17 protein-coding genes and 5 tRNA genes are annotated in these 19,730 nt (G+C 69.3%); 12 read left to right on the plus strand and 10 right to left on the minus strand.

Features of this window, described 5'->3' with window-relative positions; all coding sequences use genetic code 11:
• Positions 1 to 67 precede the first annotated feature (67 nt).
• The 3 genes from ACH34W_RS33520 to ACH34W_RS33530 all read right to left on the minus strand — a co-directional run bounded on the left by ACH34W_RS33520 (position 68) and on the right by ACH34W_RS33530 (position 3,609).
• Positions 68 to 1,111 (minus strand): Ig-like domain-containing protein, encoded by a 1,044-nt coding sequence (locus ACH34W_RS33520; RefSeq protein ID WP_395965155.1) that lies wholly within the window; start codon positions 1,109 to 1,111, stop codon positions 68 to 70.
• A gap of 321 nt (positions 1,112 to 1,432) precedes the next feature.
• A complete protein-coding gene (locus ACH34W_RS33525) occupies positions 1,433 to 2,209 on the minus strand; it encodes a VC0807 family protein (protein ID WP_395965156.1) in 777 nt (258 codons plus the stop codon).
• A gap of 461 nt (positions 2,210 to 2,670) precedes the next feature.
• Positions 2,671 to 3,609 (minus strand): LysR family transcriptional regulator, encoded by a 939-nt coding sequence (locus tag ACH34W_RS33530; RefSeq protein ID WP_395965157.1) that lies wholly within the window; start codon positions 3,607 to 3,609, stop codon positions 2,671 to 2,673.
• Between the two features lie 139 nt (positions 3,610 to 3,748).
• Between ACH34W_RS33530 and ACH34W_RS33535 the strand changes: the two genes are divergently transcribed.
• Positions 3,749 to 5,101 carry a pyridoxal phosphate-dependent aminotransferase gene (locus tag ACH34W_RS33535; protein WP_395965158.1) on the plus strand — a complete coding sequence of 451 codons (1,353 nt, stop codon included), beginning with the start codon at positions 3,749 to 3,751 and terminating at the stop codon, positions 5,099 to 5,101.
• A 77-nt stretch (positions 5,102 to 5,178) separates the two neighbouring features.
• Here ACH34W_RS33535 and ACH34W_RS33540 read toward each other — a convergent pair.
• From ACH34W_RS33540 to ACH34W_RS33565, 6 genes are all read right to left on the minus strand, one after another.
• Positions 5,179 to 5,266 (minus strand) — tRNA-Ser (locus ACH34W_RS33540).
• Between the two features lie 5 nt (positions 5,267 to 5,271).
• A tRNA-Lys gene (locus ACH34W_RS33545) sits at positions 5,272 to 5,344 on the minus strand.
• 6 nt (positions 5,345 to 5,350) lie between these two features.
• A tRNA-Gly gene (locus ACH34W_RS33550) sits at positions 5,351 to 5,422 on the minus strand.
• 22 nt (positions 5,423 to 5,444) lie between these two features.
• Positions 5,445 to 5,515 (minus strand) — tRNA-Ala (locus tag ACH34W_RS33555).
• Between the two features lie 16 nt (positions 5,516 to 5,531).
• Positions 5,532 to 5,603, minus strand: a tRNA-Trp gene (locus tag ACH34W_RS33560).
• 79 nt (positions 5,604 to 5,682) lie between these two features.
• Positions 5,683 to 6,180: a PaaI family thioesterase gene (locus tag ACH34W_RS33565; protein WP_395965159.1), complete on the minus strand. Its 498-nt coding sequence runs from the start codon at positions 6,178 to 6,180 to the stop codon at positions 5,683 to 5,685.
• A gap of 230 nt (positions 6,181 to 6,410) precedes the next feature.
• On the opposite strand from ACH34W_RS33565, the gene ACH34W_RS33570 reads away from it, so the two are divergent.
• From ACH34W_RS33570 to ACH34W_RS33600, 7 genes are all read left to right on the plus strand, one after another.
• Entirely contained in the window at positions 6,411 to 6,950 is a 540-nt protein-coding gene (locus ACH34W_RS33570) for a hypothetical protein (RefSeq protein ID WP_395965160.1), read from the plus strand.
• Between the two features lie 234 nt (positions 6,951 to 7,184).
• The gene (locus tag ACH34W_RS33575; protein WP_395965161.1) at positions 7,185 to 7,745 is read left to right on the plus strand and encodes a CGNR zinc finger domain-containing protein; all 561 of its coding nucleotides are present in this window, start codon (positions 7,185 to 7,187) and stop codon (positions 7,743 to 7,745) included.
• A 238-nt stretch (positions 7,746 to 7,983) separates the two neighbouring features.
• Positions 7,984 to 9,018: a GDP-mannose 4,6-dehydratase gene (gene gmd / locus ACH34W_RS33580; protein ID WP_395965187.1), complete on the plus strand. Its 1,035-nt coding sequence runs from the start codon at positions 7,984 to 7,986 to the stop codon at positions 9,016 to 9,018.
• Between the two features lie 171 nt (positions 9,019 to 9,189).
• Complete coding sequence (locus tag ACH34W_RS33585; RefSeq protein WP_395965162.1) at positions 9,190 to 9,453, plus strand: UBP-type zinc finger domain-containing protein; 264 nt, start codon at positions 9,190 to 9,192, stop codon at positions 9,451 to 9,453.
• The gene (locus ACH34W_RS33590) at positions 9,453 to 10,997 is read left to right on the plus strand and encodes an MFS transporter (RefSeq protein ID WP_395965163.1); all 1,545 of its coding nucleotides are present in this window, start codon (positions 9,453 to 9,455) and stop codon (positions 10,995 to 10,997) included. Before ACH34W_RS33585 ends, ACH34W_RS33590 begins: the two co-directional genes overlap by 1 nt.
• A gap of 146 nt (positions 10,998 to 11,143) precedes the next feature.
• Positions 11,144 to 12,010: a LysR family transcriptional regulator gene (locus ACH34W_RS33595; protein WP_395965164.1), complete on the plus strand. Its 867-nt coding sequence runs from the start codon at positions 11,144 to 11,146 to the stop codon at positions 12,008 to 12,010.
• A 91-nt stretch (positions 12,011 to 12,101) separates the two neighbouring features.
• Positions 12,102 to 13,706 carry a Na+/H+ antiporter gene (locus ACH34W_RS33600; RefSeq protein ID WP_395965165.1) on the plus strand — a complete coding sequence of 535 codons (1,605 nt, stop codon included), beginning with the start codon at positions 12,102 to 12,104 and terminating at the stop codon, positions 13,704 to 13,706.
• A gap of 161 nt (positions 13,707 to 13,867) precedes the next feature.
• Here ACH34W_RS33600 and ACH34W_RS33605 read toward each other — a convergent pair whose 3' ends face one another.
• Positions 13,868 to 14,779: an Lrp/AsnC family transcriptional regulator gene (locus ACH34W_RS33605; RefSeq protein WP_395965166.1), complete on the minus strand. Its 912-nt coding sequence runs from the start codon at positions 14,777 to 14,779 to the stop codon at positions 13,868 to 13,870.
• Between the two features lie 707 nt (positions 14,780 to 15,486).
• Here ACH34W_RS33605 and ACH34W_RS33610 point away from each other — a divergent pair.
• From ACH34W_RS33610 to ACH34W_RS33625, 4 genes are all read left to right on the plus strand, one after another.
• On the plus strand, positions 15,487 to 16,923 hold the full coding sequence (locus ACH34W_RS33610; RefSeq protein ID WP_395965167.1) for a GuaB1 family IMP dehydrogenase-related protein: 1,437 nt from the start codon (positions 15,487 to 15,489) through the stop codon (positions 16,921 to 16,923).
• A gap of 230 nt (positions 16,924 to 17,153) precedes the next feature.
• A complete protein-coding gene (locus tag ACH34W_RS33615) occupies positions 17,154 to 18,665 on the plus strand; it encodes an LCP family protein (RefSeq protein ID WP_395965168.1) in 1,512 nt (503 codons plus the stop codon).
• A gap of 50 nt (positions 18,666 to 18,715) precedes the next feature.
• Positions 18,716 to 19,150, plus strand: a complete 435-nt coding sequence (locus tag ACH34W_RS33620; protein WP_395965169.1) for a hypothetical protein — start codon at positions 18,716 to 18,718, stop codon at positions 19,148 to 19,150.
• A 95-nt stretch (positions 19,151 to 19,245) separates the two neighbouring features.
• Entirely contained in the window at positions 19,246 to 19,542 is a 297-nt protein-coding gene (locus ACH34W_RS33625; protein ID WP_395965170.1) for a hypothetical protein, read from the plus strand.
• The last annotated feature ends 188 nt before the right edge of the window (positions 19,543 to 19,730 follow it).

Here is a 19,730-nt window from a genome sequence, read left to right on the forward strand (position 1 = left end):
AGGGCGATACAAAAGCCTCACGCAGAGTGAAGACCCGCCGCTCATCACGGCGGGTCTTTTCGTCGGCTCAGGTGAGAGCGCTGCCCTGCTTCCAGTCGTCGAACGACTCCTGCCAGAAGCTCCAGCCGTTGTTCCACTCGACTTCCCGGTCACTGCCGGTCAGCTTGAGCACGTCACCGCGCTGCATGATGTCGTAGTACCACTTGGCGTTGGAGGGGCTGAGGTTCAGGCAGCCGTGGCTGACGTTGGCCGATCCCTGTGAACCCACCGACCACGGCGCCGAGTGCGTGAACTCACCACTGTTGGAGAACCGCACCGCATAGTCGACCACGGTCTTGTAGTAGCCGGGGTCACCCTCCTTGCGGCCCGGCGAGGTCATCGTCACCGGGCTGGCCTTCTCCATCAGCAGGTGAACGCCGCTCGTGGTGGTGTACTCGCGGGTCTGGCCGTTGCCCGCACTGAACGGGAGGGTGCGCAACTCCTCACCGTCGCGGGTGACCGTCATCCGGTGCTTGCTGATGTTCCCCGTCGTGATCTGGGCGGCGCCGATGCTGATGGTCTGGGTGACGTCCTTGGCGCCGTAGACATCCTTGCCCGCGGGCACCCCGGCGAGCTGGGCGTTGAACCGCACCTTCTGGTGCGGCGCCCAGTATGTCTTGGTCCGGTAGATCACCTGGTCGGACGTGATCCAGCGCCAGGCACCCTCGACCGGCTTCTCAGGCGTGACCTGCAGTACCCGCTCGACGGCGGCCTTGTCGGTCACCGGCCGGTTGAACCGCACCATGATCGGCATGCCGACGCCGACCTCCTCCCCCTTGAGGTTGGGGGTGACGTCGATGACCGACAGCGTCTTGGCCGGCTTGAGCGTGCTGAACTTGCTCGTCGCCGTGTTGAGCTTGCCGTCGTGCTTGGACTGCGCCGTCACGGTGTACGAGGCGCCCGGCGTCAGCGTGCGGTCCGACCGCCACGTCTTGCGGTCGGCGGACAGCTTCCCGGTGATGGTGGCGCCCTCACCCTGGACGGTCACGTTCTCCAGCGTGGCGTTCGAGGCCTTCACCTCGATGGGGCTGTCCGGCTTCACCGACGCGCCGCCGTTCCCCGGCGTGATCATAACCGATCCGGCGTCATTCGAGGCCAGCAGTCCCGAGCCGCCGCCCCCGCTGCAGCCGGCCACGAGCACGGCCGCGCTCGTCCCACCGACCACCACAAGCCCCAAACGACCCCGTATACGCACAATCTCCCCCAAATCCGTCTATTTTCCCCACAGACAGGGAAATGTATCCGAGATTTTGAGACAGACCGAACGACCGAAAAGTTCAATCTTCCAGGAGATAACACGATCGGTAAGCTGTGCATCACCTTGTGCCACCCAGCCGCCTCGCTGGATGAGCTCCTGCTGAGCGACGGCCGTGGCTGTGCCTGTGGATGTTGATCAGGCAGGCGTGCCGTTCACGTGGGTCAGGCAGCGGCGGAAGCCCAGGATCGAGACGCCCACGGCCGCCGCACCCAAGGCGGCCACCAGGCTGGTCCGCACCCAGAGGTACATGCCGATGGACTCGTTGAAGAGCATCCAAAGGCTGATGACTGCGTTGGAGAAGAAGACCAGCGACCACAGCAGTGAGATGCGCAGGAAGAACTGGCGGACTCTGGCGTGCTCGAGGAAGGCCTCGGGCATGGGGACCATGTCGGTCGCGAGCTTCTGTGCGAGGGGGCGGCGCAGGGGGACGGAGGCGAGGAACGCCATGGCCACCATGAGCGTGCCGAGGGTCGGCTGGAGGAAGTAGACGACGGCGCTGTGGGTGGCGGCGGCGAGGACGGCGCGGACGGTGACGCCGACGGCGGCGAGGAGGAGCATGCCCGGCACCCCGTGGCCGCGCGCGTAACGCCAGGCGATGCCTCCGTACACCCAGACGACGGCGGCTATGAGCGCGCCGTTGAGACCGAGCACGGCGAACGCGGCGTAGAAGACGACGACGGGCGCGATGACGCCTTCGACGAAGCGCGGCAGGGCGTGCCGGAGCATGGACGCGAGCCTGGGCAACTCGAAACCATGGTGACCGCCGTCCACCGTCGCAGGCGACTCAGCGGTCGCCGTCGCAGGCGATTCGGCGGTCGGCTTCGCAGGTCGTTCCAGCAGGACCGGCGCGGGTCGTTCCATCAAGCCTGGTGCCCCCGGTTCGGCCCGGAGGGCCGCTGAAGAAATGGTCACGATCCGCCCCACGGTACGTGATGATCGACCGTCTGCCGTACGGTTCGGCTCGTCACGTTCAGCGCCTCCCGTGCCGCGGCCCGCGAACCGGACCGGCTGGGGATTAGTTCGGATTCGCGCCGGGCAAAGTGCGGGTCCCGGCCGGATGCGGCCAATATCGAACCTTCACCGCATCTCTGACGGTATCGCGTCCGTGTGGCGAAGTCCCCGGTGACCTGGCCGTTCGGGCGCTATCGTCACCGTGCAACGCCATCCGTCGGCATCCTTGACCGTATTAGACTGTTCGTTAATAGTTCTCGCACACGTTCTCAATGAGGAGGCGCGGATGGGCGAGACGGCACCCCCCGACCACGACAACTCCGAGCAGCTCCGCGGCATGCTCCAGGCGGTCGGCACCCCCGAAGCTACCTCCCCAAGCTTCCTCTCCCGTCCAGGCTCGCCGCTCCGGGACGGCTGCCAGGTCACTCCTCCGGCCGAGCGTCGGAGGGCGGCTGCTGGACGTCCCGGGCGGCGGCGTAGATCGCGCGGAGGGTCACGGCCACCGACGGCCGCCGCACGCTGGCCGTACGGGTGACGGCGTACACCTCGCGGGCGAGCGAAGGGTCGGGCAGGCTCCGTACCGCCACGCCCTGATCCCCCGCGGTGAGGGCCAGCGCCGGGATGGCCGTGATGCCGAGCCCCTGGGCCACCAGGCTGAGGATGGTGTGCAGGCCCTCGAACTCCCACGGCACCGGCCGCGCGCCGCCCACCGCGTCCAGCAGCCGGTCGACCGCCTGGCGGGACGGCTCGCCGGGAGGCGCCGCCATCCACGGCTCCTCCCGCAACGCCTGCAGGTCGATCGGCCGGTCGGGGTCCGACATCGGATGCCCCGCGGGCAATGCCAGCACCAGCGGATCGCGGCGCAGATGAAAGAACTTCAGGGTCGCGGGCGCCTGATCCGCGATCTTGCCGGTCCAGTCGTCGATCAGAGCGATGTCGACCTCCCCGCTCTGTACCTGCCGGATGCCGTCTCCCGGCCGCGTCTGCCGCAGGACGAACGTGAGGCCCGGATGGTCGGCCAGGCTGTGCGCCAGCGCGGGGGCGAACGCCACCGCCGCTGTCGGGAACGACGTGACGACCACCCGGCCCATCGGTGTGTCCGCCTGGGCAGAGAGCTCTGCCTCCGCCGCCTCCACCAAGGTGAGGATCTGGTCGGCCCGTTCGGCGAGCCGCCGTCCGGCATCGGTCAGCTCGGCGCTCCGCGCGGTCCGGTCCAGCAGCGCGACCCGCGCCTCGCGTTCCAGCGCGGCGAGTTGCTGGGAGACCGCGGAGGGTGTGTATCCCAAGGCCGTCGCGGTCGCCGCGATGCTGCCACGGCGCGCGAATTCAGAGAGCAGGCGCAGCCTGCGGACCTCCAGCATTAGATCTCCTTACGGTCAGCATCGACGAGACTCGCTTGTGATGATGCTAGAAGCGGGCAAACATTAATCGAGCCCGGCCGGGTCACTGACAGGAATTCCTGTATCACACAACGCTATTCGCCATGCCCTGGAGTCACTGATGTCCGCCCAGCACACGCCCGCACCGTCCCGGCCGCTGCACCCTCCCCTACGCGACCTGCCGGTCTCCCCCACCTTGGCCGCCGACGACACCATCGCCCGCAGGCGCCGGGAAGGGCTCCCCGTCCTCCCGCTGGGCTTCGGCGAGGCCGGGATACCCATCCACCCCGCCCTCGTCCGCGAGCTGGCATCGGCCGCCGACCGCGGGGCATACGGCCCGGTCGCGGGCTCGGCGCCGCTCCGCGCGGCCGCCGCCGGCTACTGGAGCCGGCGTGGCCTCCCGACCGATCCCGGCCTGGTCGTCTGCGGCCCCGGTAGCAAAGCGCTGCTCTTCGGCCTGCTGATGTCGTTGACCGACGGCGACGTGGCGATCCCCGCGCCGAGCTGGGTGTCGTACGCGGCGCAGGCAGCTCTCACCGGGGCGAAGCCGGTCTTCATCGCCACCCCGCCGGGCGAGGGCGGCGTGCCGAGCCCCGCCCTGCTCGCCGACGCGATCGTCCGCGCCCGTTCCCAGGGCCGCTCGATCCGGGCCGTCGTCGTCACCTTGCCGGACAACCCGACCGGGACCCTCGCCTCCGAGGCCACGGTCCGCAAGCTCTGCACGGTCGCCCGCGAGCACGACCTTTTGATCATTTCCGATGAGATCTACCGCGACCTGGTGCACGACCCCGCGCGCAAGGTGCCGAGCCCGGCCTCCTACGCGCCGGAACGCACGGTCGTGACGACGGCGTTGAGCAAGCATCTGGCCGCGGGCGGCTGGCGCCTCGGTGTGGCCCGCCTGCCCGACGGCCCGTTCGGCCACGCCCTCCGCGCCAGCCTCCTCGGCGTGGCGAGCGAGATGTGGTCCAGCGCCCCGGCCCCGATCCAGCACGCCGCCGCGTACGCCTTCTCGGAGCCGCCCGAGCTGGTCACCCACGTCGACCGCAGCCGCCGCCTCCACGCGGCCATCGCGCGAGCCGTGGCTGACCGCTTCAGGCAAGCGGGCGCCCGCGTACGTTCACCTGAGGCGGCCTTCTACGTCTACCCGGACCTCGCCCCGTACCGCGAGACACTCCGGAAGGCGCATGGCATCCGCACCGCCGCCGAACTCTGCGGCCATCTTTTGGAACGTTACGGAATGTGCGTCCTGCCCGGCAGCGCCTTCGGCGAGCCAGCCGAGGCCCTCCGCTTCCGCGTCGCCACGACCCGCCTCTATGGCGAAACCGACGAGCAGCGCCTGACCGCTCTCGCCGCCCTGGACCCCGCCGCCCTCCCCTGGGCGGCCGAGTCCCTGGACCGCATCTCCGAAATCCTCACCGACCTCACCGCGGGAGAGGCCAAATCAGGTCTCCACCACGCGGCGGCCATCGCCTGAGGCACGTAACGTAAACGCCGCGGTCCGGCAATCCGATCTTCCCGATCGAATCGCCGGACCGCGGCGCCTTTCCCCGATGGCGGAGGACGAGAGAATCGAACTCCCGCAGGTGTCACCCTGATCTCCGTTTTCGAAACGGGTGCCTTGCCGCTCGGCCAGTCCTCCATGCGTACGTCGCCGGGGACTCGAACCCCGATATCGCAGATTAAGAGTCTGCTGCATTTCCAGTCATGCTCGCGACGCTCGTCGAGCCGTAGCGGAGAGTCGAACTCCGTTAGCCAGGGTGGAAACCTGGTGCCTCACCGCCAAGGCTTCTACGGCGGGTGATGGTGCTGCTACTGCGTGGACTAGCGGAGAATCGAACTCCGATCGCCTGTTTGCAAGACAGGTGTGTTTCCGTTACACCACAAGCCCATTGATCATTTCCCAGCAGGGGTGGTAGGAGTTGCACCCACATTTCACCGGAGTTGGAGGCCGGTCGCCTATCTGCTGGCTCACCCCTTCGTGCGTTCGTTTTCTTCGATGCACTCAATGATGGGGTGGTTCATGATCCTGGGGCAATTGATTTTCCGGGCGCCCGGTCAGAGGTCGGGGTCGGTGTCCTTGGCGGTGGCCACGGGGCGGAGCGGGCGGCGGAGGGGAACGAGCATCATCGAGAAGTCGGCGGCGGCGATGATGCGGTCCTCGACGTCGGTCACGCGGCATTCGACGATGACCAGCTGGCGGCCGGCCTTGAGGACCTCGGCGCGGGCGTACACCTGGTCGCCGTGCGGGCGGCCGAGGTAGCGGACGTGCAGGTCGGCGGTGACCAGGCTGTTCTTGCCGGGTTCGAAGCCGCTGCCGCGGGCGGCGGCGGTGCCGGCGGCCACGTCGATGAGGGTGGCGATGGCGCCGCCGTGCAGGTTGCCGGTGCTGTTGAAGGCCTGCTCGCGGACGGGCATCGAGAGGAGCGCGTGGCTGTCGCCGATCTCCACGATCTCCAGGCCCAGCAGCTCGTGGAGCGGGGTGGACCGGCGCAGGGTCGTGCGGATGAAGTCCTGCTCGGCCTCGGGCAGGTCGGCGACGCGGATGGTGCTCATGGTTCACTCCTCAGTCACGAACCCGCTCATCCTAGTTACGCCCCTGACCGGGGCGATCAGGGGTGGTGTATGGTGCGTCGTCGCACGGGCGAACGTCACAAACCACTCAAGTGCCGGTCAAGGCGCGGCATGACGTACTGCCCCGTGGTAAACCCAAAGCATCACGGTTGTGTTGAAAGAAGGCGAGGGGGCCCGCCATGAGGCATGCACGGGATGGGGCTGCCGCGGCGATGAACGCTGCCGCACGGGTTCTCGTCGCCCGGGGGAAGAACGAGCCGCAGGAGCTGGAAAACCCCGACGTCGCCTGGGGGCAGCGGGCCCGTGACGGGGTCTGGGTGCCGACCAAGGACGGGCAGCGCATCCACTTCGGGATCGATGTGCCGGCGGCCGACACGGTCGCGCAGGTGCTCCGGCCCAGCCTGCGGGTGTTCGTGGGCATCGAGGTCGACACCGACATCGTGGCGCAGACGACGTCGACCGGCATCCGGCTGCTGACGGTGATCCACGGGCCGGACGCGCCGAGCGAGTTCCGCTTCTCGGTGTCGCTGGCGGACGGGCTGGCGCTGGAGGCGATGCCTTCTGGCGGGTACGACGTCGTGCACCTGCGTTATGGCGCCACGGTGGGACGCCTCTACAACCCTTGGGCTTGCGACTCGATGTACCGGCCTGTGAAGGCCGACTACACCCTCTCGGGCTCGATCGTGACGATGCGGGTCCAGCACGAGGGGTCGTTCTACCCGGTGGTCGCGGACCCGCTCTACTCACGTTGAGCTTTGACTCACCGACCACTTGATCGCAAGGATCCTTGTGATCAAGTGGTCGGGCCGGTACGGCCGGTTACGGACAGCTGAATGTCGCCCGCTTGGCAGGCACGGCGGCATCGGGTTGCGCGGACGATCTAGATCTGCGTCATATGGTGGAGAACGGGCCAAGCCTCGAGCTGCTCCCCTCGGCTGGGCCCCCCTGTCCTGCGACCGTCCCGGTCCCCTGAGACTGGAGTCATTGTGATCTTCACTCACGACACCGAGCACGCGCTCGCCACCGTCGTCGATCTGATCAACACCGCGCCCGAAGCGTCCGGGGAGGAGCGGCTCGGTGATCTCGACGGCCTGCGCGCGTTCGTGGATCGCAACAGCTTCAGCGACATCCGCGACCTCACCGGGCGGGATCTGGCCCAGGTTCGGAGCCTGCGGGGCCGCTTCCACGCCGTCTTCGGCGCCACCGAGGTGCCTGAGGCCGTCGCGCTGATCAACGAGATCGTCGGCGGCGTCCGCACGACCCCGCATCTGACCGATCATGACGGGCACGACTGGCACGTGCACTTCTTCGCGCCCGGCGCCCCCATGGGCGAGCATCTGGCGGCCGACTGCGGCATGGCCCTGGCGTACGTGGTCTCCGCCGGGGAGCTCGACCGGCTGCGGACCTGCGAGGCGCCCGACTGCGCCCGGGTCCTGGTGGACCTCTCCCGCAACCGCTGCCGCCGCTACTGCGACAGCCGTACGTGCGGCAACCGCATGCACGTGGCCGCCTACCGGGCCCGCCAGCGCGAAGCCACCGCCCCTTGATCCCCGGCCCCAGCGCGAAGCCGCCCTCCCCCGGGAGCCACCTTGACGTGGGCCTCAAGCGCGCCTCCGGGCTTACGGCCGCAAGCGCCACTCTCGAAACTTGAAGCAAATTCGGTTTAAACGGCGCCCTCGCTCGTCAGCATCCCCATGGGGTCGCTAACCTCGTCGTTCACACCCTTTGCGGGTTTCCGCCCGCAGTGGGCTCCGACGTCTGACCCAATCAGCCATGGAGGATCCGCTGTCCAGGCGAGCGCTCATCACCGGCATCACCGGGCAGGACGGCTCATACCTCGCCGAGCATCTGCTCGAGCAGGGGTTCGAGGTCTGGGGCCTGGTGCGCGGTCAGGCCAATCCGCACGTGTCGCGGCTGCGCAAGCACATCGGCGACGTCCAGATCACCACCGGGGACCTGCTCGACCAGGGCAGCCTGATCTCGGCGGTGGAACGGGTCCGCCCCGACGAGGTCTACAACCTGGGCGCGATCTCCTACGTCCCGATGTCCTGGCAGCAGGCGGAGCTCACGGCCGAGGTCACCGGGATGGGCGTGCTGCGCATGCTGGAGGCGATCCGCGTGGTGTCGGGCATCAGCCCGTCCCGTACGCCGGGCGACGAGCAGATCCGCTTCTACCAGGCGTCCTCCTCGGAGATGTTCGGCATGGTCCGGGAGACTCCGCAGAACGAGAAGACCCCGTTCCATCCCCGCAGCCCGTACGGCGTCGCCAAGACCTACGGGCACTACATCACCCAGAACTACCGCGAGTCGTACGGGATGTTCGCGGTGAGCGGGATCCTGTTCAACCACGAGTCGCCGCGCCGCGGTGCGGAGTTCGTGACCCGCAAGGTCACGCTGGGCGCGGCCCGGATCAAGCTGGGGCTGGCTTCGGAGCTGCGGCTGGGCAACATGGAGGCCCGGCGCGACTGGGGCTTCGCCGGCGACTACACCCGCGCGATGCGGATGATGCTGGCGCAGGACGCGCCCGAGGACTACGTCATCGGAACGGGCCAGACCCAGTCGGTGCGCGATCTTGTGGAGTACGCGTTCACCAGCGTCGGTCTCAACTGGGAGGACCACGTCGTCCTCGACGAGCGCTACACCCGCCCCGCCGAGGTCGACCTGCTCTGCGCCGACCCCAAGAAGGCGCGCATGCACCTGGGCTGGGAGCCGCAGGTGGCGTTCGAGGAGCTCGTCTCGATGATGGTCGAGTCCGATCTCCGGCTGCTCTCTGAGTCGGCCCGCCCCGAGGACGAGCCGTTCAGCCCCGACCACTGGTGAGCCGGCCTCACGGATGAGCCGGCCTCACGGATGAGCCGGCCTCACGGATGAGCCGGCCTCACGGATGAGCCGGCCTCACGGATGGGCCGCGAGCATACGGGCAGGTAGAGCGGGCCGCACACCGGAGAGCCACCGTTCATGGAGTGAACGCGGGCGTGCGACGATGCCTATATGGCTATTTGTGAGCATGTGCAGACCTTGCCGGACGTCGATCCGCATCCGGTGACGCCGCAGGGCTGTGAGGAGTGTCTCGCGGAGGGCTACCGGTGGGTCCACCTGCGCCTTTGTCTCTCCTGCGGCCATGTCGGGTGTTGTGACTCGTCGCCGATGCGCCACGCGACGGCGCATTCCGGCAAGGAGGCGCACCCGATCGTCCGGTCGTTCGAGCCGGGCGAGGACTGGCGCTGGTGCTTCGTGGACGAGCAGATCGTCTGATGTCCGACATCCGGCTGGCGAGCGCGCCAGGGCGCTGGATCCTGCTGGCCACGGTGCTGGGCTCCAGCGTAGCGCTGCTGGACGCCACGATCGTCAACGTGGCGCTGCCGCGCCTGGCCCGTGACCTCGATGCGAACATGGCCGGGCTGCAGTGGACGGTGAACGCCTACACCCTCACGCTGGCCGGGTTCATCCTGCTCGGCGGCTCGCTGGGCGACCGTTACGGGCGCCGGAAGGTGTTCGTGATCGGCGTGGTGTGGTTCGCGCTCGCCTCGTTGCTGTGCGGCGCCGCGCAGGACGTCACCACACTGGTGGCCGCGCGGGCCCTGCAGGGAATCGGCGGCGCGCTGCTCACGCCCGGGTCGCTGGCGATCATCCAGGCCTCGTTCAGCTCTGACGACCGCCCGCGTGCGGTGGGCGCCTGGTCCGGGCTCGGCGGCGTCGCGGGCGCCATCGGGCCGTTCCTGGGCGGCTGGCTGGTGGAGGCCGCGGGCTGGCGCTGGGTGTTCCTGCTCAATCTGCCGCTCGCCGCGATCGTGGTGCTGGTGGCGGTACGGCATGTGCCAGAGAGCGTCGATCCCGACGCCCACGGCGGCTTCGACATCCTGGGCGCGGTGCTGGCGGCACTGGCTCTGGCCGGGACCACGTACGCGTTGACCGAGGCCCCGCAGGCGAACGTGGGGACCGCCGTGATCGGCGGTGCCGCCGCGCTGGGACTCGGCGCCGCGGTGGCGTTCGTCTACGTCGAACGGGCACGCGGCGGCGGCCGGCGCCTGCTCGGGCGGCGCGCGGACAAGCCGGTACCCCAGCCCATGCTGCCGTTGCAGATCTTCGCCTCGCGCCAGTTCACGTCCGTCAACATCGTCACGTTCGTGGTTTATGGCGGGATGAGCATCATGTTCTTCCTCTTCGTGCTGAACCTGCAGGTCGTCTCGGGCTTCGAGCCGATCGCCGCCGGTACGGCCCTGCTGCCGGTGACGGTGTTGATGTTGCTCCTGTCGTCCCGGGCGGGTGGTCTGGCCCAGCGGATCGGGCCACGGCTGCCGATGACGGCCGGGCTCGTGGTGGCCGCGGCCGGCATGCTGATGGCCTCGCGCGTCGGCCAGGACGCCTCGTACGTGCGCGATGTGCTGCCCGCCGTGGTGGTGTTCGGCCTGGGGCTGGCGGCGATGGTCGCGCCGCTCACCGCCACCGTCCTCGCGAGCGCGGACGTCCGGCACGCCGGGGTGGCGAGCGGGACCAACAACGCGGTCGCCCGGGCGGCCGGCCTGCTGGCGGTGGCTGCGATCCCGCCGCTGGCCGGGCTCACCGGGGAGGCCTACAACGACCCGGCCGCGTTCTCCGACGGCTTCCGCAACGCGATGATCGTGTCCGCCGTCCTCATGGCGGCGGGGGCGGTGCTGACCTTCTTCACCGTGCGCGACGACACGCTCCGGACGGCGCCTGCCGCGGCCGAGCCGCAGTGTAAGCACGCCTGCTGCGTGGGGGCGCCACAGCTGGAGCCTGAACGCGAGGGCACCGCCTCGCGCCACACCGCGAGTTGACGCCCGCCCCCAGCTCGCGGCTCAGCGGGGCTACCAACCATCACCGTGTGTGTGCACCTCTTTCTCGATCCTGGTGACTTGCAAATCTCAGGTCCTATTCCGGCTATGTCCAAGACCGGATCGGTTCGTTGTCATACGGTCAGGGAATGAATCTGCGGCAGCTGCGCTATGTCGTGGCGACCGCCGACCACGGCACGATGACGTCGGCGGCTCAGGCGCTCTATGTCGCCCAGCCCGCGCTGTCCCGCGCCGTCCGCGAGCTCGAACGCGAGCTCGGCGTGGAGTTGTTCGCCCGCTCCGGGCGGGGTGTCGTGCTCACCGCGGTCGGCGAACAGGTGGTCCGGCAGGCGCGCGTCGCCCTGGACGCCATCGACGCGATCGAAGGCCTCTCGGTCTCCCGCGCCAACGGGCGCGGATCCGAGCTGCGCATCGCCTCCACCTCCTCGCTGGAGCCGGAGCTGACCGGGCGGCTGATCCCCCGGTTCGCCCGCGACCAGCCCGCGGTCCGGGTCCGGGTGATCCGCTGCGAGGGCCGCGACCAGGTCGCCGCGGCCATCCGTACCGGCCGGGCCGATCTGGCCCTCACCGATCTCCCCGTCCCCGGCGACCTGGCGGCCCACCCGTTCGAGCAGCGCGAGGTGGTGCTGATCTCCCCGCCGGCCCTGAAGGTCCGGGATCCGGTGCCGCTCAGCGCGCTGGACGGCATGCGCCTGGTGCTGCCGAGCCGTGGCAGCGCGCGCCGCGCGGAGCTGGACGCGATGCTGGAACGTATCGGCGCCACACCCGTGGTGGCGGTGGAGTCAGACGAACGCGGATCGTGGCTCAGCTGGGTGCGTTCCGGCATGGGTTCGCTGCTCTGGTACCGCAACCAGATCGACGACACCGAGGGCCTGGTGGTGCGCTCGTTCATGCCGCCGCTCACCAAGTTGATCGGCCTGGTCCACGCGCACCGGCAGCTTTCCCCCGTGGCGCGCGACTTCCTGGCCTTCGCCAAGGAAGCCTCTCGCGGCTGACCCGGCCCGCGCCCACCCGCCGGCCGCGTACCTACCTGGACGCCCGGGGTCGGGAATCCAGCGCCTGCGCCTCCCGTGCCATGATCTGAGCGTGGAAGCGACTCATGCATTGTGGCTGCTGGCAGTGCCGATGGCAGCGGTCACGGTCGCCGGGTTGTCCCGGCGGTGGGGGCTCTCCGCACCGCTCGTCCTGGTGATCGCCGGACTGCTCGTCACGTTCGTCCCCGGCGTGCCCAGGTTCGAACTCGATCCCGAATTCGTCTTGTACGTGTTCCTGCCGCCGCTGCTGTTCTCCGCGGCCTGGCAGAGCTCGTACTACAACCTCCGCGAGAACATCCGGCCCATCGGCCTGCTGTCGGTCGGCCTGGTGCTGTTCACCACTTTCGTCGTCGGATACACCGCGTACCTCCTCGTGCCGGGTCTGCCGCTGGCGGCGGCGTTCGTGCTAGGCGCGATCGTCGCGCCACCGGACGCGATCGCCGCGGTGAGCGTCGCGCAGAGGCTGGGGTTGCCGCGCCGGACAGTGACGATCCTGGTGGGCGAGAGCCTGTTCAACGACGCCACCGCGCTCACCGCGTTCCGGGTGGCGGTGGCCGCCGCGGCGGGCGCGGGCTTCACGCTGCTGGACGGGGTCGGCCGGTTCCTGTTCGCGGCATTGGCCGGTGCCGCGATCGGACTGGTGCTCGGGCCGCCGCTGCACTGGCTGCGGACGCGCCTGAACGACCCGCTCGTGGAGAACGGGGTGGCGGTGCTCGCGCCGTTCGCCGCCTATCTGATCGCCGAGGCGCTGCACGCCTCCGGTGTGATCGCGGTGGTGGTCAGCGGCCTGTATCTCGGGCACCGCTTCACCGAGTCGGCCGCCGTGACCCGGATCATCGGGCACTCGTTCTGGAAGATCGTCATCTTCATTCTGGAGTCGGTGGTCTTCCTGGTCATCGGGCTCCAACTGCCCGAGGTGCTGGACGGTGTGTCCGGGCACGGATGGATGAGCCTCACGTGGTGGGCGTTCGCGATCTTCGCCGTCACCGTCATCACGCGGTTCGTGTGGGTGTTCCCGGCGGGCTACCTACCTCGGCTGCTCTCGGAGCGGATCCGCACCAAGGAGTCCTGGTACGGATGGCGGGCGCCGGTCGTGGTGTCCTGGGCGGGCATGCGAGGCGTGGTCTCACTGGCCGCCGCATTCGCGATCCCGATCCTCACCTCGTCCCGCGAACCCTTCCCTGGCCGCGACCTGATCCTCTTCCTCACGTTCACCACCGTGCTGGCCACGCTGCTCGTCCAGGGCCTGACGTTCCCCATGCTGATCCGCCGCCTCGGCATCGGGAGCGCGCGCGAGGAGTACGCCGACAGGGTCGCCGAGGCCGGCGCCCAGCACGCCGCCGCGAAGGCGGCCCTGGACCGGCTGGAGGAACTTCTCGCCGCCGAGCCCTCCCCCATCGACGAGACGGTGACGGAACGGCTGCGGCAGCTCGCCGAACACCGGCAGCTCCGCGCCTGGGAACGGCTCGGCGGAGGCACCGGCCCCGAGGGCGAGGAGGTGCCGACGATCACCTACCGGCGCCTTCGCCGCGAGATGCTGGCCGCCGAACGGCAGGTGTTCATCCAGATGCGCGACGAACGCCGCATCGACGACGAAGTACTGAACCGCGTACTGCACGAGCTAGACCTGGAAGAAGCAGCCCTCCACCGCGACTGACAACCCCGCCGGGCGAAAGCACCACGCGCCACGTTCAGCACCACGCGCCACGACTGGCAGCGCGCGTCACGCTCAGCGGCGCGCGCCAAATTTGGGCGCGCGGCGACCGCTGGCGTGGGCGAGGGGCCCGCGTTCTCAGGGTGAACGCGGGCACCCTCGTGTCACGAACCGTTGAGCGGCTTTTCGGGGAGCTCCACGGCGTAGGACTCCTTCACCACGTCCAGGTGGTGCCAGGACTCCCGGACGGTCGCACCGGGCACCGCGCGGATCGCGTCCATGACCGCGACGAGTTCCCCGCGCGAGGCTGCCTCGGCCTGGCCGACGATGTCGTAGCGCCCGAAGCCCGTCGCCAGGTAGCGCACGCCGTCCTTCTCGGCCACCGCCTCGGCGACCCGGCGGAGACCGCCCGTCACCGTGAGCCCGAAGCCGCCCAGCTCCGCGGCGCCCAGCGCGAGGGGATCGGCGAGGCCGGTCACCTGTATCACGCCCGAGCGCATCAGCCGGACGACCCGGGCCCGCGTCGCGGCCTGGGACAGCCCGATGATGTTGGCAAGCCGGGTGTAGGGGGCACGGCCGTCGCGCTGCAACTCCTGGAGCAACCGCCAGTCGATGTCGTCGAGGGTGATGTCCCCGAGCTCGCGGACCACGGCATGGGAGTCGCGCACGGTGGCGACCGAGCGGAACACCTCCGCCGACCGCACGCCGGGCACGGCGCGGATGTGGTCGACCTCGGCGGCCAGCGCCGCGTCGTCCCTCGTCCGCACCTGCGCGACCAGGTCGTACGGCCCGGCGGTCAGCGCGGTGAAGCTGACCGCCGGCCGCTCCGCGATGGCCGCCGCCACCTCCCTGGCGGATCCGTCGACGGTGACCGAGACATGCCCGATCGCCTCCGCTCCCACGACGGCGGCGTGCACAATGCCGACAACGCGGACGACCTGGGTCTCGAGAAGGTTCTGCACGCGTGCCCGCACTGCCGTGCGGGAAAGCCCGACGCGGTCGGCGAGCGCCTGGAAGGTCGCCCTGCCATCCCGCTGGAGCTCGCGGACGAGCACGGCGTCGACCGCATCCAGCACGGCTCTCCTCCTCGACATGCAATGAATCGTTTCGCCAGCAACTGCAAGATCATTCCATTTCAGGACGGTATGACGTCAAATATTGATCTTGCTCGTGTTCGTCACGTCCGGTCACCGTCGATGCGTCGGTGAACGGCCTCTCCAGCGACGAAAATGACGCCGCTAAACCGGTGCGGCAATGCATTGACGCCCGGCCACCTCCGTCAGGCCGAGCACGCCCGTGCCCGCACGGCTTGTGCCCCGGATCAAGCGGGGGACGGCCGGATCGGGCGCGGCACACCGGGCCCAAGAGCGTTAACTGCATGCGCCTCTCCCGGTGTTCTGCTGTGTCAAGCCTCTATGGGGGGACGGCCGTCCGTGTGAGGCACATGTAAAAAAAGTGCATCCACGCCGCACCATCGTCAAGAGGTAACTTTACAGAGAGCGAAACCTCTCGTTGCCCCTCATTCCACAGAGTCCGCCACATCCCACTGGTCACGGACGTCCGGCAAATGACAGAGAAGCTGGTCAGAGGGGTCGCACGCGGCGGTCAGCCATGAGTCACCCGGAAGTACGATCCGTTCTGCGAGAGGGTCAAGCTCGCCTTGTCCGCCGACGGACGGCGTGAGCGGGACGCGGTGCCCGCTTTGGCCGGAGCACTGCCGGGTATGGATCACAATGTACGGTGGCCCAGCCACTTTGATCCGCGATTGGTGTGTAGAACAGCCGTGCGCTTGTTGAACGGTGAGCATTCCGCTCACGACCTCACGTACAACGACGTCTTCATGGTCCCCCGCCGCTCGTCGGTCGGCTCCCGGCTCGAGGTCGACCTGTCGACGGTCGACGGCAGCGGGACGACCGTTCCGCTCGTCGTCGCCAACATGACCGCGGTCTCCGGCCGCCGCATGGCCGAGACGGTCGCCCGCCGCGGCGGCCTCGCGGTCATCCCGCAGGACATCCCGGTCGAGGTCGTCTCCGACGTGATCGGCTGGGTGAAGGACCGCCACCTGGTCTTCGACACGCCGATCACCCTCACGCCCACCGCGACCGCGGGCGATGCGCTCGCGCTGCTGCACAAGCGCGCCCACAACGCCGTGATCGTGGTCGAGGACGACCGCCCGGTGGGCGTGGTGACCGACGCCGACTGCCACGGCGTGGACAGGTTCGCCCAGCTGCGCGACATCATGTCCCGCGACCTGGTCACGCTCCCGGACACCGTCGACCCGCAGGAGGCGTTCAACCGGCTCCACGAGCGCGGCCACCGCCTCGCACCCGTGGTCGACGGCGGGGGGCGCCTGACCGGCATCCTCACCCGCACCGGCGCCCTGCGCGCCACCCTCTACACGCCGGCCGTGGACGACGCCGGCCGGTTGCGCGTCGCCGCCGCCGTGGGCGTGAACGGCGATGTGGCCCGCAAGGCCAAGGCCCTGCTGGAGGCCGGTGCCGACCTCATCGTGGTCGACACCGCGCACGGCCACCAGCAGAAGATGATCGGCGCGCTGGCGGCCGTCCGCGGCCTGGACCCGCAGGTCCCGATCGTGGCCGGGAACGTCGTGACCGCCGAGGGCACCCGTGACCTCATCGAGGCCGGAGCCGACATCGTCAAGGTCGGCGTGGGCCCGGGCGCCATGTGCACCACGCGGATGATGACCGGCGTGGGCCGGCCCCAGTTCTCCGCCGTCCTGGAGTGCGCCGCCGAGGCACGCCGCCTCGGCAAGCAGATCTGGGCCGACGGCGGCGTGCGGCACCCGCGTGACGTGGCGCTGGCGCTGGCCGCCGGGGCGGCCAACGTGATGGTGGGCTCCTGGTTCGCCGGGACGTACGAGTCGCCGGGCGATCTCCAGCGGGCCGCCGACGGGCGCCTCTACAAGGAGAGCTTCGGCATGGCCTCCGCGAGGGCCGTGCGGCTGCGCACCGCCGACGACTCCCCGTTCGACCGTGCCCGCAAGGCGCTGTTCGAGGAGGGCATCTCCACCTCGCGCATGTTCCTGGACCCGCAGCGGCCCGGCGTCGAGGACCTGATCGACTCGATCGTCGCGGGTCTGCGCAGTTCGTGCACCTACGCGGGCGCACGTTCGCTGGAGGAGTTCCACGAGCGCGCCACGGTCGGGATCCAGAGCTCCTCCGGCTATGCCGAGGGCATGCCGCTCTCCAGCAGCTGGTAACGCCAGGTAATAGCCGAATCCGACAACCCGCCGTGTTCGTAACACCACGGGACGTCATAGGTCAGGATCCGTTTCCCCAGCAGCGCCGAATTGCATATTCTAGGCAAAGCCGCACATAACAGCAGCACAGCCCGCATTTGGTCGACTACTACGTAAACCAGCTCCGGTTTTGCGCGTCCATAATGTAAGGCAGCGCCTAATTTCACCTTGGGTGGGGGATCGGAGCGTACATGGCGAGTCGTTTGGCCGGTGGGCGCGCCCAGCGGGACGATGACACCCTCCCCCGGGACGGCGATGGCGCCGCCGAGGGAGGGCTGCAGCGTGCCCTGGGGCTGACGCTGGCCTCCGCACTCGTCTGGGGGGTGGCTCACCTGTGGGCCGGCCGCCGTATGGTCGGCTCGATCCTCCTGGGGGCCTTCGGCCTGCTGATCATCGCGGGCACGGTGACGGCGGTCGTCTTCCGGCCCGACCTGATCCGGCTGGCGGTGCAGCCGACCTGGCTCTCCGCGTTCGCCCTGGGCATCCTCGCGCTGGGCCTGGTGTGGGTGACCGTCGTGATCCGCTCATACCAGATCGTGCGGCCCGACGGGCTGTCCACCGGCGCCCGCACCGTGGGGGCTGTGACGGTCGCGCTGCTCTGCTTCGGGGTGGCCGTACCTGTCACGTGGGCCGCACACAACACCTACGTCTACAAGGACGCGCTGACGAGCATCTTCCGCACCGGCGACAGCAACGGCCGCCCGGTCAACACCGCGGACCCCTGGAACGGGCAGCCCCGCGTCAACGTTCTCCTGCTGGGCGGCGACGCGGCCCCCAACCGCGTGGGCGTGCGCACCGACAGCATGACCCTCGCCAGCGTCGACACCAAGACCGGCGACACCGTCCTGCTCGGGCTCCCCCGCAACCTCGAGAGCTTCCATCTGCCGCCGGGGCCCGCCCGCGACCGCTTCCCGTACGGCTTCACCGGCGACGGCGCCGGCACTCCCGGCCTCCTCAACGAGGTGTACCAGTACGCCGAGGAGCACCCCGACCTGGTGCCGGGCGTGACCAAGAACAACCGCGGCCCGGAGCTGCTCAAGGCGACGATCGCCGGCATCCTCCAGCAGCGCGTCGACTACTACATCCTGGTCGACATGCGCGGGTTCGCCGACATCGTCGACGCCGTCGGCGGCGTCAAGATGACGATCCCCGAAGACATCCTCTACAGCCGCGAAAACCGCGTGCTGAAGGCCGGAACCCGCACGCTGTCGGGCAAGGAGGCCCTCTGGTTCGGCCGCTCCCGCACGAACAGCGACGACTACACCCGGATGGGCCGCCAGAAGTGCATCATGCGGGCGATCGCCAAGCAGGCCGACCCGCAGACCGTGCTGACGAAGTTCGACAAGCTGGCCACCGCCACCAAGCGGGCGATCTCCACCGACATCCCGCAGGAACTGCTGCCGGCCTTCGTGTCGCTGTCCAGCAAGGTCAAGAGCGGGGCCCAGATCGACAGCCTGCAGTTCGTGCCGCCGCTCATCAGCACCGGCAACCCCGACTTCGGGCTCATCCGCAAGCTGTCGGCCCAGGCCGTCGAGAGCAGCGGAGCCAAGCCGAGCGGCACGCCCACGGCTCCGACAAGCCCGCCGGCCAGCGGCTCCCCCAGCGCCACGCCGACCGAGTCCGGGAATGCATCACCTGGGGCCACCACCACCAAGGCACCGCAGTCCAAGCCCGTCTCGCTGGACGCCACCTGCCCCTCCTGAACGCGCCTCAAGCGGGTCTCCAGAGCTAGGTTTGCGGGAAGAACTCCCATGTGAAGCCGGCTCACCGCCTCCGTCAGGTCGTCAACATGGTCAACCTGTCGACGCCGCTGGGACTCCTCCTCATCGTGGCCGGGACGCGGCGGCCAGCCGTCCATCGCGGACCGGACGGTTTGCTGGTCGCCGGCCGCTACCGGCTGCCGTTGCCCGACGCGCATGCCTTCACGTGCGGGAACGTGATCCTCATTCGGAGTGAGGCGGCCGATCTCCTGGCCCGTCCCAGGCTGCTGCTGCACGAGGGACGGCACGCCACCCAGTACGCGTTCTGCTTCGGCCCGTTCATGATCGTCGCCTATCTGGCCTGTGCGGGTGTCTCCCTGGCCCTGTGCGGCGATCACTGCTCGTACAACCCGTTCGAACGGCTGGCGGGGCTGGACGACGGCGGGTACGAGCGGCGGCCGCTGCGCGGGTTCCGGCGGCGTTCCTGACCCCTCGGTCAGGTCGATCTCACCGCCGTTCCACAAACTTCCGCCGGTTTCCCGGCGTCCAAACTCTTGACGCCAAGGACTCAGGGGGAGCGGAAATGATGCAGACGGTCGAAGTCACCGACACGGAACTGGCGGCTCTGGAAGAGCTGGGCCAGGCGCTGGTCCGCAACGGCCACCTCACGATGTTGGTCACCGGTGGGACGCGGCCGCAGCTGGAGGTGCTCCACCGCACCGAGCCGGGACGGTCGGGCACGATCGTCTGCGAACGGGACACCGACGGCGAAGCCTGGTTCTGGTGGACCTGGGCCGACCGCATCGCGCCCGCGCGTGAACTCGACCGCGCTGCCGCCCTTGTGGACCGCAGCCTCCAGCAGGCCTCCGGCGCAGCCTAAAAGATCACCCGACGCCACCTGAACGACTACCGCCATCGCCTCCCGACACCCCGCACCACCTCCCAACCCCCCGCACCACCTCCCGATCACCCGCACCACCTCTCGGAGCCTGGCTCAGCGGCGTCCTACGGCCTCCACAGCGCCCCTCACGGCACAACCGGCACTGACCCACTGGTCTGCTCATTGCC

This window comes from Actinomadura sp. 6N118 (genome assembly GCF_044326415.1).
Taxonomy (GTDB): Bacteria; Actinomycetota; Actinomycetes; order Streptosporangiales; family Streptosporangiaceae; genus Spirillospora.

Bases quoted from the DNA above. Each gene is read 5' to 3' on its own strand.
- ACH34W_RS33520 (WP_395965155.1), bottom strand. From the start codon at position 1,111: ATGATCACGCCGGGGAACGGCGGCGCGTCGGTGAAGCCGGACAGCCCC.
- ACH34W_RS33530 (WP_395965157.1), bottom strand. From the start codon at position 3,609: ATGCTGGAGGTCCGCAGGCTGCGCCTGCTCTCTGAATTCGCGCGCCGT.
- ACH34W_RS33535 (WP_395965158.1), top strand. From the start codon at position 3,749: ATGTCCGCCCAGCACACGCCCGCACCGTCCCGGCCGCTGCACCCTCCC.
- ACH34W_RS33565 (WP_395965159.1), bottom strand. From the start codon at position 6,180: ATGAGCACCATCCGCGTCGCCGACCTGCCCGAGGCCGAGCAGGACTTC.
- ACH34W_RS33570 (WP_395965160.1), top strand. From the start codon at position 6,411: ATGAACGCTGCCGCACGGGTTCTCGTCGCCCGGGGGAAGAACGAGCCG.
- ACH34W_RS33585 (WP_395965162.1), top strand. From the start codon at position 9,190: ATGGCTATTTGTGAGCATGTGCAGACCTTGCCGGACGTCGATCCGCAT.
- ACH34W_RS33590 (WP_395965163.1), top strand. From the start codon at position 9,453: ATGTCCGACATCCGGCTGGCGAGCGCGCCAGGGCGCTGGATCCTGCTG.
- ACH34W_RS33595 (WP_395965164.1), top strand. From the start codon at position 11,144: ATGAATCTGCGGCAGCTGCGCTATGTCGTGGCGACCGCCGACCACGGC.
- ACH34W_RS33615 (WP_395965168.1), top strand. From the start codon at position 17,154: ATGGCGAGTCGTTTGGCCGGTGGGCGCGCCCAGCGGGACGATGACACC.
- ACH34W_RS33625 (WP_395965170.1), top strand. From the start codon at position 19,246: ATGATGCAGACGGTCGAAGTCACCGACACGGAACTGGCGGCTCTGGAA.